This window comes from Janthinobacterium sp. PSPC1-1 (genome assembly GCF_049897625.1).
GTDB classification, from domain to species: Bacteria; Pseudomonadota; Gammaproteobacteria; order Burkholderiales; family Burkholderiaceae_D; genus Janthinobacterium; species Janthinobacterium tructae.
Map to the genome: position 1 here is coordinate 406,272 of NZ_JAFCWP010000003.1, position 15,814 is coordinate 422,085.

Genomic DNA, 15,814 nt, shown 5'->3' on the forward strand with positions numbered 1-15,814 from the left:
CTCATTCAGTTACGAACCCATCAAGATTACCCGCTAAGGGAATGGAACTATCGACATCTCCGCCAACGGGATTGTTGAATGAGGTGGGAGAAGGTTCATCCAGAAACTCCACTTGATTGGCATTGGCTACCCACCATAGCCAAAATGCGAGAACTGCTGAAACAATACCGAGGGAAATACCAGCTTCTGGCACTATCCCTGCGCTGCCGCAGAATACTAGGCCCAACATACAGACTGACAGGACTAATATTGCTACGGCCCTCAGTTTCCGCGCACTTTCAGCCCAAATTAACTGCATCGATGTCGCTGCCACGAAGGCAGGAACGACTGAGATAATCGACGCACGCAGCAGTTTAGAGTCCGATTTGGCTGATGTGCAATACGAATACAGCTCGATCCAAAATCCCGTTGGAACGACGCCAACAATCACCACTAAGAAGAAAATTACAAAACTTGGGTGATAGATGGGCCGTGCCGTTCGAGCTCCCAGTTCTCTCATTAATGCCGGCCAGTGCAATCGTAATGATATTCGCTCTGCTTCGTCCACTCTCGCCCCCAATTTTTTTGATTTCCCACATACTACAGGCTCTTTTATAGGGCGAGGGGTTTACATTGTAAATTTCTTCGACTCTGAAGTGCGCCAAGTGCAAATCCCGAAATGGAAAAAAATATGCTCGAACTGCTACAAACCGAGCGGACCATACTTTTTGCGGACAGAAACTTCGCCACGATTGCAGCGCGTTGCATGCAATTTTCAACGCGTTAAGTCTCACGCTACGATCGTACCTCGAACTTGATCTTGACCGATGTGTGATTAGCGCCGCGCTCTGGGCCACCATGGACTTCTATCACTTTCACTAAAACGGCACAGGACTTGTTCGTGAAGACTGCAATCTCGCCAATCTTGATCGGAGCGTTGTAGTTAAAGTCAAACGCAGTGAGATCATCGATTTCCGAGAACTCTGCGGCATGCTTAACCAAGGCAACGATGGCCGGTCGATTGGCATACGCGTGAACTGAACTTTCGCTGCGTGACGACCAGCGCATGACAATACTTCTCTCGTCCTCCTCAGAGAACTGGATCTCGAAGTTTCCTCCGTTCAATAAGTAATCAAATTCGGCACCGCCGGTGGGTCCGACACCGGATACAAAATGGTCGGTAAACTCCATGTTTATCAGGGCAATTTGCTCGCGGAGATCAGCGTCAAAGTCTCTGAGTCTCACACCGCCATCTCGGAGTTTTTTTCCATCCCTCGCGATAAATGCGTGGATTGATGTCGTATCGACCGATGACGGTTGATGTGATTCCAATTTCGAGAATAAGGTCAGCACATGAATGTCGCTGACCTCCCAGGTTCACGCAGGGCTCAAGAGTGCTGTAGATCGTCGAGCGTTTTATGCCATGGTTAGACGAAATTCCCTTCTGGATGGCATCCCGCTCAGCGTGGAGATTTATTTGACGATGTCCTTTCGCCATCACACGTCCATCCTTAACGAAAACCGCTCCGACCTTTGGCCCTCGGCCAGATGAAAGTTACATCTATTGAATAGCTATGGCCATGAACTCACGGCCAATGGAATCGAGTTTAGCCAAGTCTGTACCTCTTATTTGTGTAAACGATTTAACCCACCTGTAGCGTCGACAGCTGCGCAAGTGTCCAGTGACCGTCCTTCGGTAATTTGTGTAGATTGTAGCCGACGGTGGACTGCCATTCAGGATTTTCCTTGTCCAGCCCCACGAGCCCATGCCTATGCGTACAGCTCCTCGGTTTCGGTAACAATGCTTTGCCCCGATCCGCAGTGCTCAATCAGCTCCTTCAAATTTTTTGACTTCCTCAACTGCGCGAGTCCGTCATCGATATGGCTGACGATTACATCGGTCTTCTCTTTCATACCCAAGAAGCCGTGTACATCGAGTATCAACGTATCGAACATGACTTCATACTCGCCAAAGAGTGTTGAGGAATTGAACTCGCTTCCAACTTGTTCGGTAGAACGTAAGCCACCTGCAGGTCCGTTCTCCAACGAGAGAATCAGAGAGATTCTGCAAACAATATTTGGCGTCAAACCAGTACGAGCTTTGAGAAGCTTTAGAGTCTCAGTGGCTTGCTGAGAAATTCGAAGTCGCTTAGGCAGCATATGCACTCCCATCGTTTGAACGTTTCCAGAAATATCCCTCGCGTGCCGTGGTTGCACCTACCGCTTCATCGAACGAAAGGTGATACCCATGGGAGAGATGAGGTTGAAGGCCATCATAAAAAGACCTGTCGATTTCGGTATCCGTCGAGAGAATGATCACCTGATGGCTTGCCACTGGGAAATAAGACTCCACTAACTTTTGTCGATGCTTGCTATCCAGGCGCCCCAAGGGCGTGTCGATGATAATCGGCAAATGGCGCCCGGAGGCCTTGGCAAGAGCCTCTAACATGGCGATCGCGTAAATCTGTTTCTCTCCTGCTGACAGTCGCTTTTTCGGAATTTCACGACCGTCGCGGTCGAGCAATGTAACCTTATAGTCGGTTGAGTTGATTTGCGCATCATGGACCACGTCGCCCTTCCGAGCGAGACGTGAAAAGGCAGTAAGGAAGTGCTTGCGAAGGCTTTTGCACTTCTCCTCTGAAGAAGCTCCTTTGTATTCGGAAATCATATCTTGCAGTGATTCCGCAATATCCTCGCTCCTGCTATTAACACTGATGTTGTCCACTTGAGAAATAAGCTTTTTCAATTGCCGAGTAAGATCAATTTGCATCCAAATTTTTCGGCGCATTTCCGTAATGAAGTTCTTACGCGTTTCTTGATACAGCGCCACCTCAGATGCGGCCAAGGTCAAGGAATCAAACGCATCTCGAATTGATTCCTCTGAGGGTGCATGTGCCAGCTGCTCTAGGATTGCATCCTCATCACGCACGACGTTCCTCAAAACAGCAAATGTACCTGCAAGTTCGCGCTGCGCGGATGGCGCAGTGATGGAAAGCGAGACGATCGCGTTACGCGCTTCGGCATCCGACAGTCTGTAGTCAATCTCAGAACTAACTTCTGGCACAGTAGTAAGCTCCGCCGCCCAGGAATCAATGCAGGTAGCGATTATGCGTTGCTCACCTTTGAGCTTTTCCATTGTGGCGAGCCGCGCTTTCAATACGCTGGCTTCCTTCAGCACAACCTTTGCAAGTGTCCGCTGTTCAGAAAGGACTTGCGACTCTTTAAGTGCTACGACGACCTTGGAACAAAGCTTTGGTGCCAACGTGAAAATTGCGATACCGGAAAGTTGGTCGCGCAACTGATCCTCTAGTTCTAGCCGATCCAAACGCAAACGATCAACCCGAGCCTCAAGCTCCCCGCGATTTACTGCCCACGCACCGCCCCTATCCATAAGCTCGGCCTTGCGCTGTTCGTAGTCCTGCTTCGCTTTATCAAGTGCAGGCTCCAGTTCAAATTCGAGGTGTTTCATGTCGACTTGAGACTCGGCCTCCAAGGACGACAACTGCACTTCAATTGCCGCGACTTTCGCCTGCGCATCTTGATTTGCATTGTTGGCGCGCTTTTGACGAAGGAATACATTTAAGTCGCCACCCAACCTGTCAGCCAGATCAAGCCCAAGAAGGCGCCGGATGGCGTCCGCGAGGACCACATCCGAATCGTCACGTGCGAGGGCGGCAATCTTCTCACCGTCGAAGAAGAAAAACTGCGATATGCCAGCAGGAATAAGCTGATTAAGAAAAGCCTGCGCTTGCTCGCCTCCAAGCACTTCATCTACCTCGTTGCCCTGAAAAACACTCAGACTCTCTTCAACGCCCTGAGCCCGCGCCTCCCAACTGCGCAGCACGCGATAAGAAACACGTTTTCCCAGTCGAGCGTACGTAAATTCAAGCGAAATGGAAGCGTTTGTGGCCCGAACCAATGAGTTACGCGGCCGATGAATTAGATCATCCAATAACGCTTCATACTGTTTTTGAGTTGCCCCCGCTTCGACCGAACCGCGACCATAAAGCGCAAACCTAACAGCTGTGAGAAAAGTCGTCTTACCGGAACCATTAAGGCCACCAAATAGGACGATTGGGCACTTTACGCCGTCGCGCACTCTCGGTGTCAAATCGAACACCTGTCGACCGCTAAATAACCCGAAATCAGATATCGTTAATCTTTCAAGCTGCATCTGCAATTACCTTTCCCAAGTCTGCGTATCGTTTGTGCAAAGCGCACTCCTGCTCTTCGAGGTTGCGTGACACAGAACGTCGCCCCTGCTGCCGAGAAATTGCTTCCATTTCGGGACCCCAATCACGAGAAATTAAGTCTCGCAATTTATCTTGGAGTTTCGAGCGGCGGGTAAATCCTTCAAACGAAAGTTCTAACTCGATCAACTTCATGAAGAGCTCTTTTGCTAGCCCATGTTTTGCACATAGCTCTGCAACTAACGTTGCCTCCTCACCGGAAAAAATGAAGTCATCATTAATTTCCCAGTCCAGCGCAACGCCCATGATCTCTTGATATAACCGAGGGATGCTATCCTCCCAGTCAGGCTCGTTAGGGTCTGTTCTCCACTGCACTCGGATCGCTTCCAGCTCAGGCTTCGTGATCAGTGCGAACGGCACCCCCGGATTCTCCGCATCTATGCGTCGTTGGCTTTCTAAGAGCTGTTGAAGTAGCTGCTTCCGATAGTCGAGCTTGTACGGCCCGAGCACGTGCTTGTCTTCGCCACTCGTTTTGTTGGTCATAACGGTAATACTGCCATCGCGTCTGCGTATGTTTCGGAATTGGGCCTTGTTTTCAGGTTTGGTCGTCTCGTAGAGCTGATCCCTAAGCTGCTTTAGCGGAATCATCCACGTATGCCCGGTTTCGATTAGCCCGTCCATCGCGCGATCTTGCGTCACCACTGTGCACACCCAGCAGCCAAATCGAGAGTTACCACACGACGGCGTTGTTGTATCAATTACCAGAGGACATTCGCCGGCGTTAGATCCTTTGTATAGGTCGAACAAGGCTTGATGATCGCCGCCCCAAGGTGCTGGGCCGGAAAATAAGTACTCCCAAACGTCATCAGCACTCCACAGATCAATCGGAGTGAACACATAGGCGTTCAGCAAGCTAGTGTGACGCGACAGCCGAGAATTTTCGATGCGGTGTTTCTTCATCACTTGAGCACGCGATGCACTTTCCTCAGAGCGCGAGCCGAGAACGACTACTACTTCACCATATGCTTCTACTTTTGTTCGAATGAATTCACTCACTGGGTCGATTTTCATCCGCTCCGTACACCAGCGGAACTGCCGCGTCGGCGCAGGATACCCACGGCCAATCAAATTGACCCAAAAGGTGTCGTCAGACTTTGGTGTTACCGGAGGTGCCACGTTTATCGGCAAACCAAGCTCTAATGCGGCTCTGCCCATCTTGTCGAGGGAGTCACCGATGATGGTGACGACCATTGGCGTCTCCACAAGCGTATCGGAAGACACAACAAAAACTGGCTTTGTTCGCTTTTCTGATGGAAGCGATGATAGTGCTTCAAATACTAAGCGGACGACAGCGGTTGAATCCTTACCGCCGCTGTACCCGATTACCCAAGGACGCGCGTCTGCTTGATAAATCTCTAAAATATCTTCGCGCGAAAGTTGCAGATGTTCCATTCCTTTATTCTCCGACTTGTTGCGGGGACTTAAGCCCACTATTTGTTTCGAGCAGCTGCTCCTCTGCATTGAGCTTTAGGCCAAAATGCAGTTTCAGCAAATTGGCAGTTAGCCGAATATTGCTAGTAGCCTTACTTATGCGCCCGTGTAGCATTGCACGCCCTTCCCACAGCTCCGCGTTGGATCGGGCCCAGTCAAGTTGGCGCAACGCTCTAACTGAGGTCTTCCAGGTCTTTGGACGCGATGCTAGCAACGCTGCCCCTGCAATACCCAGCGCATGGAGGGCGACACCATGGGCATGCACGTACTTCAACCGCAAATCCGAAGTCACAACGTCTTTAGTCCTGGCTCTCGTCCAGTCCGGAATTTGATCCGCGATCGCATCCCAAAACTCCTTTGCAAGGATTCGCTCTTCTGCCGAGAAACCTTCTTTCGGCTTTTTCCCTAGGAGTGCTCTGTTTGCGTGCTTGATGCCGCTAAGAGTGAAAAGTTTGGTGGAGCGATTCGAGATCTTCGATTGTTCTAATTCGGTAAGAGACTTGAAAGCGTTGCACTCGCGCGCCAGATATCGGGCAAGCTCGTACTCTGGACTCCGATGATCGTAGAGTATCGCCAGAGATGTATCCGGACGAACCGCGTACTGATTCAGATCGGCAAACATCTGCTGGCTGCGAACTAAACCTTCATCTACGAAAAAGAGGACCGGGACGTTGTCTTGGCCAAGCTCAGGAGCCGCCTTAATGGCTGCCTCTATAGCAGCTCTACGATGTTGGCCGTCGTTGATCAAAATCTGGGCACCCATTGGAATCTGCAGGAGCCCGAGTGTCGATTGTGTCGTCCCATAAGGGAGAAAATTCACCTTCGAACCGACTGAAGCCGTGAGAGCAGAGAGAATGTAAGCGTTCGGGTTGCTAACCAGATACTTGGCGATCACCGGGACGCGAGCAAGATTTAAGGTACGCTGTGCCCTCATTTCAGGCGGCACTTCTTCCTCGTCAAAGACAAAAAGTCGTGGGATCAGCTTAAGTGGACACATTGCGATGAAGAAAGTCTTCCCCGCCTGCGTGCCCTGAACAGCTGGAAAACTGTGGAAGAGCTCTGGGATGTCCAATTTTGACTTCCATGACAAATGGAAGTCATTTTATCACTTCCAAATTATCTCTGCCAATACTTTCCATAAACGCTCTTCCATCAGCTTGGCCGTTCCGATCAACGAGTGTATCGTAAGCGTAAATCCAGCACCGTCTTGAACCCTGCTTGGAATTGCTAGATGATGGCATCACACCGCTGGGAAGCGGCGGGTTTTAAGCCGAGGGAATCGGCGCGGCGCAGTTCCAAGGCAAGAAGTCGTTGACCCGGTTGACCGGGTGATCGGCGATGTGGGTCAGCGCATGGCGCAGCCAGGCCTCGGGGTCAACACCGTTGAGCTTGGCCGCGCCGATCAGCGAGTAGATCGCGGCGGCACGCTCGCCGCCGCTGTCGGCACCGGCGAACAGGTAGTTGCGCCGACCGATGGAGACACCGCGCAGCGCCCGCTCGGCGGCCGAGTTGTCGATCTCGATGATGCCCTCGTCGCAGTAACGCAGCAGCGCCGACCACAGCTTAATCGCGGACAGGATCCGGCCACCGTATCGGACTTCCGGGACAACGTATCGCGCGTGGTGCGCAGCCAGTGTTCCAGCTCATCAAGCAAAGGCCCGCATGTGCTTGCCGAGCCTGCCTTAGTTCGTCTGGAGGCTTGCCACGGAGCTCGGCTTCGATCACGTACAGTTCAGCAATACGTCGCAGGGCTTCGGTGGTCAGCGCCGTCGGTTGCGCCGCACTCAGATCGTAGAACTTACGTCGGGCGTGCGCCCAGCAGGCATCGCCAACCATCAGGACAAGACCAGCGCAGCGGAAATGATCGAACAGACGCGGCAACGACACGCTGGTATCGCATGGCAACCCGCGATGACATTGTAAACGTCGCCGGTGTCGTGGAAACTCGGCCCATACTCAACCGAGTTGACGACTTCCTGCCCTAGAACTGCGCCGCGCAGCTCCCATCAGCCTAAACAACACGCCGCTTCCCAGCGGTGTGAAGCCATCATCTAGCAAATCAACACCCGGCTCAAGACGGCGCTGGCTTTACGCTTACCCTGAAGGTGCTGGGGCAGCGACTGTGAGAGAGCTTTTGACGGTCAGCTGGACCAGCATGGCGTTGATAACAGGACAGGCGCAGGGAAAAACGGCCTATTACCTAATTTTACCTAAAACCAGGTAACTCAATAAAATCAGAAACTTAAGCAATTTTGTGGGTGATGCACCCGGCGCTCTGCGAACAAAAATAGCACCGGGCTGAAGGAATGCTTTTACAGAATCTTCGTCGACTGTGCAGCCCAAAGCTCGTTAGTGCTCGTCAATGAACGAAGCTCTTTGGAGTACCACGCCAAAAACGCGTCGGCATGATGCGGCCTGTCATTGTGGGTCTCTACCAAATAGTTGAATCCGCCATTGGCGTATCGATTTAACCTATCGAAACCGTCTTCGTTCAGGCTGTTAGCATCACTGGGGTCAAGATATTGATTGACCAAAAACTCGACATCCCCTTTATTGGTTAGCTTTTTACCCAGCTTCTCGGTCTCCGCAATAAGCAACAAACCCACAACGAGTTTCCCCACAGTAAAATATTGGGAAGGGAATCGACGCACCATTTCGACGCCTCCCGTCAACGGATCGTCTCTCAGGCTAGCAAAACCAATCATCAGGCACAAATAGTAGTTGTCGAACAAGATCTCCAACGAAGCATCCCTCTGCAGGTAAGCAAACCACACATCCATCTCAGGTCTACGATGAAACGTCATCTAGGTCTCCTATTCTTGTTCTTCAGGGATCACAAACTTCGTGAAGTAATCTCGTCCAGGCACTACAACACCGTCGGAGCTTCGTATGGCGTCACCAGGCAAGACGTCCAACATTTGCTGCGTTCCCGCGCCGGCCCGGAATACTGTTAGATACACAATCGAATCGCCTACGGCTGTCTCAAGCGCCGGCAAAAAATGCTCTCTCTCTGTCGAAATCGTGAACGCAACGAACTGTTCGCATAAGCTGGGGATCATCTTCCCAACTTGCTTACGCACGTGATCGTCGAGAGGCCCTGAAGGGCTATCAACAACCAATGGGAATTTATGTGCGCCTCGATGGAGTAACGTGCTCAAGAAGGTGTAACCAACAGCAAGCGTCTGACCGACGCTGGCCCCATCTTGGTCGTGTAGCGATAAGGAATTTCGAATGCTTTCGATACGAAGTGGATCTCCAGAAAGTACCTTACCCAAACGGACGTTGCAGTCATCGCGCACAGCGTCGCGCAGCCTTTGCCGAGCTAGGCCCTTGGTCTTCTCAACAATCGCAAATATACAATCTCGCCGAGCCTTAAGTTCCACTGTGCCAGTGATTTGAGCAATTTGGCTACGTATCTTTTTTAGCTCACTCTCCAGACCACGGATCGACCAACTCTCTTCATAGATGTCGCCTTCCGGATGCTCGTCAATTTTCTCCAAGAATTGTACGATGTCGGCCAATTCACGTTTGCGCGCTTCCAACTCTATTGCCAGCTGCTTTGATGCGTCACCTGAACTCGCGATGGAATCTAGAAGTATCTCTTCATATTCAGTTTTCAAGTCACTTAGTTCCCGTCGAAATTCGCGAAGTTCCTCAATCGCCACATCAACGCACGCCTCGTGCCCGGAAGGTTCGTCGACCACAAACTGCTTTATATCGCTTTTTAGATTATTGATAAAACTATACAACTCATTCGCCAAATAGTGCTTCGCCTTCTCCAGGATGGATGCCTGCTCGTGCGTGCCGATCGGGCGCCCGCAGATACAAATTGGTTCATCAGCGAGCTCTACAAAGAATTGCTTCGAAGTGCTCTCGGGAAGCCGTACACGATCAAATTGATCTTTCAGTGTGGCCAGTCCACCGGCGAACTGCGGCGAAAGGAAATGGGGCTGACGAATCAACAGTAGAAGACTCTTAGTCTTTGAAGTAATCGCTGCCTCAGCAGTTCGCACGAGCTCTTCAAGCTCGTCTTTACGGGCTTGAGTCGTCTTGTTGTACTTAAGGTTGTCACTGAGCTGAGCGTTCAGATTCTCGATCAACGAGGAAAGCCGCTCTGAATCATTCAAGAAAGTATTCCTGGTCTCCTTAACTTCGCCAAGCCGCGTGGCTAGACGCTTCTCTTTCGACTGCCAAAGTGTCAGCCCTAACGCAGTCTTCGCGCCCGTATTCCGAGTCGCCTGCTGCCAGTCCGCTTCCGTAACTTTTAGAATTTCGTCAAGATGCTCCAGCTGGCAGAGTGTATCAATGGCATCTGCCGCTTTGCTTTTGCTACCATCCAACAGGCTTTGGGCAAGTTCACCATCAAATATGAACAATCTAACGAACTTATCCTTTAGAAATCGCTTGACGTCAGGAGGAGGTGCCCACCCGGATTTGATGCCGCCACTCGACCTGAAAGTGGTTCGGTAAGTGACTTGATCGTCTAAAAAGTCGAACGACATTTCAAACGTCAGCGGGTCGTCATCGATCAACAATCGTAAGATGAACTTCCCACTGTCGTTCAACTCACCAGCGCGACGAAAACGACGCACTTGTGAGCTCAGCCACTCTTCCGCCTTGCCAGTCAAGGAAGCCATGATCAAATCGAGCGTTGTCGTTTTCCCTGTGCCATTAGGCATCTGCACGAGCGATACCTTCGGTACCTTACCATTCTTTGTAAGATCGATAGACATGTCCGGGCACCGCAATCCAATGCTTTCCCATCCCAACATGGTTAGTTTCATTTTTCGCTGTCTCCGGGCTGCAACTGCACGGCATGTTTTACGGATTCAAGGTGCCGTCGGTGATCTCCTTGGTCTAGCTCGTTCTGGCTCATCTCATTAAGCCAAGCGACTAACGCCTTTTCGAGACCGGCCGGCTGATTCTGCTCTTCTACAGCTTGTTTCAATGCGTTTACAACTTCAAGATCTGCGGCCATTTCTTATTCACCCTTTCTTATCTGTCCTAACGACGTTAGCCAAGCACTCCGTTCAGCGTCAGCACGATACCCTTCCAACACAAAATCTATGACTAGTGCTCGCTTGCCGGGTTCGCTCGGATCCGACCTTAGGCAGCGGCCAATACGCTGGATCGTTTCCAGTCTCGACCTAGACGACGCGAACAAAACCACCGTAGTCAAACTGCGAATGTCTATCCCCTGCGAGATTCTGTGACAAGTTAGCAGGCAGTCTATACTCCCAAGGGCAAACTTTTTTAAATCTGTTGGATCGTCCGCCGCATAGTACGTTCGATATAAATGGGTGTGCGGTGCAATTATTTGCAAGACTCTGTCGCCGTACTCTTTGTTATCGACAAAAATAATAGACCGTTCCAATGTCCGTGGATTGTCTGCCAAGTAATGCTGGAACACAAGTGGCTTATATTCCGCTGTCTTGTAGACGGTCGCCAAGGCATTGTAGAATTCCTCGTCAGACATAGGCGTTCCGTTCTGCGACGCTGCCGCCTTACGGGCATGAACACCTTGCAACCGCTTCCGATCCTCATCCGACAACTCGTACGGCAATGGTACGTAGTCCATCTCACAGAGAATCCCTCGGTCAATTGCGTCCTCCAATCCGAAGCGAAAAATGACGGGGCCCAATTCGTCGAGAATGAAATTTGTTCCCTCGCCATCGTATTCACGCTCAGGCGTCGCACTTAGTCCAAGCCTATGCGGGAAATTCGCATGTTCACCGCGCAACGCCGCCAAATTCGATTGAGAGCCGAGACCATGTACTTCGTCATGGATGATCATGCACCGTGCACGCACTGCGGGCGAGAGGCGCCTGAAAAGGCTTGCTAACTGCTGGCGTGAAACGACAATCAAGCTTTCTTTGGGATCAGCCCCAAAAAGCTCAATGTCGTGGAAACTATGGAAATGTCTGTATAGGCGCCAACGCATTCCTCGCGCTCTCCGCCAAGCCAAAATCTCCTTATGCCATTGACCCAACAGATCATTTCCAACAGTGCACACGATTGCACAATCAACGGCCTTGGTGTCGATCAGGTGGGATAGGATCTTCAGAGCCGTCCGTGTTTTCCCAGTGCCGGTTGCCATCTCCAGAACACCTGATCCGTGGGTCACGAATGCAGTAAGCGCTTCATCCTGATGACGCCATTGGTGAGGGTCCGCTTCGGCAGGGACGCCGCTTGGCGGAGGACTGCGTTCAGTTGCCGCATTTGCCTTGATCAACGCCAACGAGTCCTTCGAGAGTGGGATGACAAGGAGGTCGTCATCACGCTGGTTCCACATTATTTCGAAGTCTTCAATGGTAGCCTCCAATCGTTCTGCATCGGAATCGATCCAGCTGCGAAAGACGTGGACTCTCTCGAAATTTCTGTGATGGCCCGAGATTGTTTCGTTTGCAGAACCTGTGAAGCCCACACGACGGCCGTCCGGAAAATCGAAGACTCCACATTTATCATGGAACATTCCTGGGTCTTCTATGTGCTTGGGAATTCCAAAGCGGATTTCCAAGTGCCCAGTCGCGATCATCCAACAAAACAACTTAAGCTGGAGTTGTTGATCCTCGGGATCATTAGCAAATCGAACCGCCTCAGAAATAAGGCCATCAGCAGCTCGTTGCAAGATACGGAGACGAGTTTCATCGGCGACAGCGCTTTCCATAGCTCGTGCATCCTGCTCGCTTAGTTTCGGCGAGATGAGCAGCTTGACCGATACATCGTCCCTTAAGAGCCGTGGCAAACCTTGTGCCCAAGTCTTAAGTGCAGAGCTCGAGAAAAAACCTGCAGCACGTCGATATTGTGAGCACGTTGCCAAGCAAGGCTCGAAAAAATCGTGTGCTAGATTGCTGGTTCCCGTGCGATATATATTCCTCAGGCCCTGGATACGATCCTTAAGTTCAGCGTTCACGATTCCTTACTCCTTGTGTCTCATTGCCAACCGCAGACGCAGATTGTCGAAAATTATTTCATTCTTAAGTTGCCTCTTCAGTTGTTCGTACTTCCCACTTTCAGTTAGAACAACTGTATCGACTTCTTCATCACGCAACGCATCCTGTTGGATGGCATCGAGCAGTTCACACGTGGATTCACCCGAGGTCCAACCCGGTTCTAACATCGAGTCGTATCCAGTTCGCATCGAACGAACCAATGTCATCGGCCACTTAGTGGGGGGCTGGTGTTCAGCGGAAGTCAAAAAGGGACGGAGAACGATCTCGGCATTCTCTTTCGCCTGGTGTTGATGCTGCCAATGCATGGCTGGCTCAATTATTCTTGCGGCCACCAGCAGGGCTAACAGTGATACCGCATGTCGATCTTCAACTCTGTAACCGTTGACTCGATTTGCACTCAGCCAGCTTACGCGCCCCGTCCTGACCGCATGAGCTGCCACAGCAAGAAACTCTCGAAAACTCGGCAGGCGCTCCGTTAGGGTGAGAGGCGGTTCCTCTAACGTATAGAAAGCAAGGCGCTCTTGAAGACGCAACCACCTAGATTTATCGCCCGCCTTAACCGGCCAATCATCAATCACGCAGACAGCCAGCAACGATGCTAGCAATTTCTCGTCGTTTGAGTCGTAGCACCATTCCGCCCACTTAACTTGAACGAGTGGCGTCCACAACAAGTAGGATAGCGGAGATTCACCAGCCCAGATCGAGCGGCAGAATACTTCACACTGTGACTTGTTGAGCAGGAGCCTAGAAGTAGCATCACTTAGCAATTTCGAGTCTTGGAGATGTCTTCGGTGCGCGTAGATTCCAGGCCCAATGCGAACGAATTCATCGTGAAAAATTAAGATGGGGCCGACACTAGCCTTCGAATACTTTCCTCCAACTTGTGCGACAAAAATGCGACGTAGATCATTAAAGCTCTGTGGGCCGTGAGTCAGTAAGATTTGAGAAAGCGTGCTGCGGAGCGTGTCGACATCGTCTTCGGCGGTTTCGTTTTCATCCGCTGCAATTTCATCAGATGCTGATTCCTCCTGACCTACTGGTAACATTGTCGATAATGAACTCGCTTGCAGGGCTCCGAACGGCAGCCATCCCATCTCGTACTGGTTCAAGAACAACTGCGGGTTCGTCGACAAAACGATCGTCAAATCTCGCGCTCCGCATTGATCGTCCAGATGTGCCTTTAGATAAGCGTCTCTAAGTTCAATAAGGCTGATTGGATCGGCAAATTCTCGCCTCAGCATTATTTTATGAATGCGAACGGCTCGTCGAGGTCGTCTCGTTGATCTGCGAGGTACCACATATCCATCTACAACCTTAAGGCTCCGTTCCAGTCGGATAACCTCCACCATTGCGTTAGCAAAATTACACTCCGCACGGAGTACATTGGTCAGTTGGCAGGGCAACTTTATTTCGTTTAATCTGTTTGCTAAAAACGCTTTTGCTTCCACATACGACTCTATCGGAAGTCCATCTAACAGCCACCCGTTTTCAATCCTGGTCGCAACCGTGTCAAGCCATGTTCTTGAATTCTTGTACAAAGTTCGTACCATAAGGCGGACCTCCGGCGACAGTGACGTGAAGAGCCCCCCCTCATCCGTGTCCGGTATGACCGAATTTGTTGCCAACCTGGCGAGCGTGGAGGACTGCGCATCTTTGAGCATCCTGGAAAAAGTATGTTCAAACATTCTGCGAAGTCGTTTTAGAACCTTCGCCTCAATCTGGCGAACACGTTCGCGGGTGAGGTCTAAGGTGATGCCGACTTCAGCTAAGGTTTGCTGCTCGTCGCCGCGAAGCCCCAATCTCTCTTCTATAACTTGTCTCGATCTCGCATCCACATGTTCGAGCGCGTCGAGCGCAGAAGCGATAGCTATTTCACCCTGGCCACTATTACGCGATGGAGAAAGATCCGGTATTGCCGCATCATTGACACTCTCAACGCGGGAGGGCGACCGAGAAGCAATGCGAACAAGCAAAGCCAGCTCATGCATCGATTTTGCACCAAAGTTTGACAGTCGCTTTAAAGTGGCAATCGCAGTGGGGGCTCCTTTTAATACCGCCTCGACGGTGATATCGTCTAATGCGCCCTCGTTTTGCCCCGCGAGCAGTGAGTTCCGAAGGCGCGTGGATGCACCATGAGAAAAAGCGAGCTGGACGAGCTCATGTTGAGGTGACGACTGTCCTGAAGGACGGCTTGGTGTGCATTGAAAATCTAGCTCTTGCACCGATGCTCCGTTCAATCCGATTATATGACTCGTAAGTTAATGGCTCCGCTGCTGGAACTTCCTGACAAAGGAGTGCGATGTCCCGCTGGCTGCGACCATCACTTTACCTCCAATTCAAGACATTGAGTATTGGTTTAAAAAAATTTATGTCGCTCCGCTGCAGCCAAACTTCCCAAAGATGTGAACTTCTGCCCGAACGGTAACGCAACCAGTTCAACCTTCTGTGCTCGGCACCGATATCTGCCTGGGCGGCGCGGAGCGAACGCCCGCAACGGGGTCCGGACTCAACCGGTCATTTAAAAACCATCATCCCCAATTCACTTGATAACGTTTGGTGTTCCGGATCCAAACCAAACCAATGGCCTAATGGGATCGGAATCACCGGCCGGCATTGCACGAGAATGCCTGGATGGTTTTGAACCGGAATGACTGGTTGGTTTTGATCGGAATACGCAGTCGAGAGGAGGCCGCGCGTCTTATCGCCTCGGCGTGCAGTCTCAAGTATCGGGCGGCGTTGTCGGTCGCCTACGGCGCAGGCCTAGCGCGAGCGAAGTGATCGGACTCAAGGTACCCTATCTGATGAAAATTGGGATCAAAAAATCATTTTTCTGACAAATCGAAAGAAACGCATAACGATAAAAACTGAATAAAATCAATCTGTTGCGCGGATATAGTTGTTCAGGTAAGGTGATTGTTTTGATTAGTAGGCGACTGTGCTCAATGATCCGCACCCCTCTCGAAGTGTTGAAGGAATTCCAAGATCGCGGGATATCGGTCGCGGCGTGGTCGCGCTTCAACGGCTTCAACCCAACGTTGGTGTATCGGGTATTGCAAGCTAAGGGCGTGCCAACCCGTGGGCAAAGTCACAGGATCGCAGTTGCGCTTGGACTGAAGAAGGGGTTGATGGAGCAGGAGCTGGTACTGATGAACCGTACGTTGGCGACAGAGGAGGAAAACGACCCGTAGCAGTCAAACACAA

The 15,814-nt window shown here is 51.1% G+C and carries 11 protein-coding genes and 3 pseudogenes; 1 reads left to right on the forward strand and 13 read right to left on the reverse strand.

Annotated features, from left to right (window positions below):
- Position 1: 1 nt before the first annotated feature.
- The 13 genes and pseudogenes from ACP7EG_RS12915 to ACP7EG_RS12975 form a co-directional block, all read right to left on the reverse strand.
- Positions 2–547 (reverse strand): hypothetical protein, encoded by a 546-nt coding sequence (locus tag ACP7EG_RS12915; protein WP_426087904.1) that lies wholly within the window; start codon positions 545–547, stop codon positions 2–4.
- Positions 548–774: 227 nt separating this feature from the next.
- Complete coding sequence (locus ACP7EG_RS12920; protein WP_426088067.1) at positions 775–1,332, reverse strand: hypothetical protein; 558 nt, start codon at positions 1,330–1,332, stop codon at positions 775–777.
- 13 nt (positions 1,333–1,345) lie between these two features.
- Positions 1,346–1,477, reverse strand: a pseudogene (locus ACP7EG_RS12925) (hypothetical protein); the annotation flags it as partial.
- Between the two features lie 272 nt (positions 1,478–1,749).
- Positions 1,750–2,139 carry a DndE family protein gene (locus ACP7EG_RS12930; RefSeq protein ID WP_426087905.1) on the reverse strand — a complete coding sequence of 130 codons (390 nt, stop codon included), beginning with the start codon at positions 2,137–2,139 and terminating at the stop codon, positions 1,750–1,752.
- Complete coding sequence (gene dndD / locus ACP7EG_RS12935) at positions 2,129–4,153, reverse strand: DNA sulfur modification protein DndD (RefSeq protein ID WP_426088060.1); 2,025 nt, start codon at positions 4,151–4,153, stop codon at positions 2,129–2,131. Before dndD ends, ACP7EG_RS12930 begins: the two co-directional genes overlap by 11 nt.
- The gene (gene dndC, locus ACP7EG_RS12940; RefSeq protein WP_426087906.1) at positions 4,143–5,621 is read right to left on the reverse strand and encodes a DNA phosphorothioation system sulfurtransferase DndC; all 1,479 of its coding nucleotides are present in this window, start codon (positions 5,619–5,621) and stop codon (positions 4,143–4,145) included. Before dndC ends, dndD begins: the two co-directional genes overlap by 11 nt.
- Before the next feature lie 4 nt (positions 5,622–5,625).
- The gene (gene dndB, locus ACP7EG_RS12945) at positions 5,626–6,732 is read right to left on the reverse strand and encodes a DNA sulfur modification protein DndB (RefSeq protein ID WP_426087907.1); all 1,107 of its coding nucleotides are present in this window, start codon (positions 6,730–6,732) and stop codon (positions 5,626–5,628) included.
- Between the two features lie 193 nt (positions 6,733–6,925).
- Positions 6,926–7,484: pseudogene (locus ACP7EG_RS12950) on the reverse strand (IS66 family transposase); the annotation flags it as partial.
- A gap of 488 nt (positions 7,485–7,972) precedes the next feature.
- The gene (locus tag ACP7EG_RS12955) at positions 7,973–8,464 is read right to left on the reverse strand and encodes a hypothetical protein (protein WP_426087908.1); all 492 of its coding nucleotides are present in this window, start codon (positions 8,462–8,464) and stop codon (positions 7,973–7,975) included.
- A 9-nt stretch (positions 8,465–8,473) separates the two neighbouring features.
- On the reverse strand, positions 8,474–10,393 hold the full coding sequence (locus tag ACP7EG_RS12960; protein WP_426087909.1) for a hypothetical protein: 1,920 nt from the start codon (positions 10,391–10,393) through the stop codon (positions 8,474–8,476).
- A 47-nt stretch (positions 10,394–10,440) separates the two neighbouring features.
- Positions 10,441–10,638 (reverse strand): CxC ATPase DNA modification system associated small protein, encoded by a 198-nt coding sequence (locus tag ACP7EG_RS12965; protein ID WP_426087910.1) that lies wholly within the window; start codon positions 10,636–10,638, stop codon positions 10,441–10,443.
- 3 nt (positions 10,639–10,641) lie between these two features.
- Positions 10,642–12,573 (reverse strand): DEAD/DEAH box helicase family protein, encoded by a 1,932-nt coding sequence (locus ACP7EG_RS12970; RefSeq protein ID WP_426087911.1) that lies wholly within the window; start codon positions 12,571–12,573, stop codon positions 10,642–10,644.
- 1,728 nt (positions 12,574–14,301) lie between these two features.
- A pseudogene (locus tag ACP7EG_RS12975) lies at positions 14,302–14,601 on the reverse strand (sigma factor-like helix-turn-helix DNA-binding protein); the annotation flags it as partial.
- A gap of 954 nt (positions 14,602–15,555) precedes the next feature.
- On the opposite strand from ACP7EG_RS12975, the gene ACP7EG_RS12980 reads away from it, so the two are divergent.
- Positions 15,556–15,801, forward strand: a complete 246-nt coding sequence (locus ACP7EG_RS12980) for a DNA-binding protein (protein ID WP_426087912.1) — start codon at positions 15,556–15,558, stop codon at positions 15,799–15,801.
- Positions 15,802–15,814 lie beyond the last annotated feature (13 nt).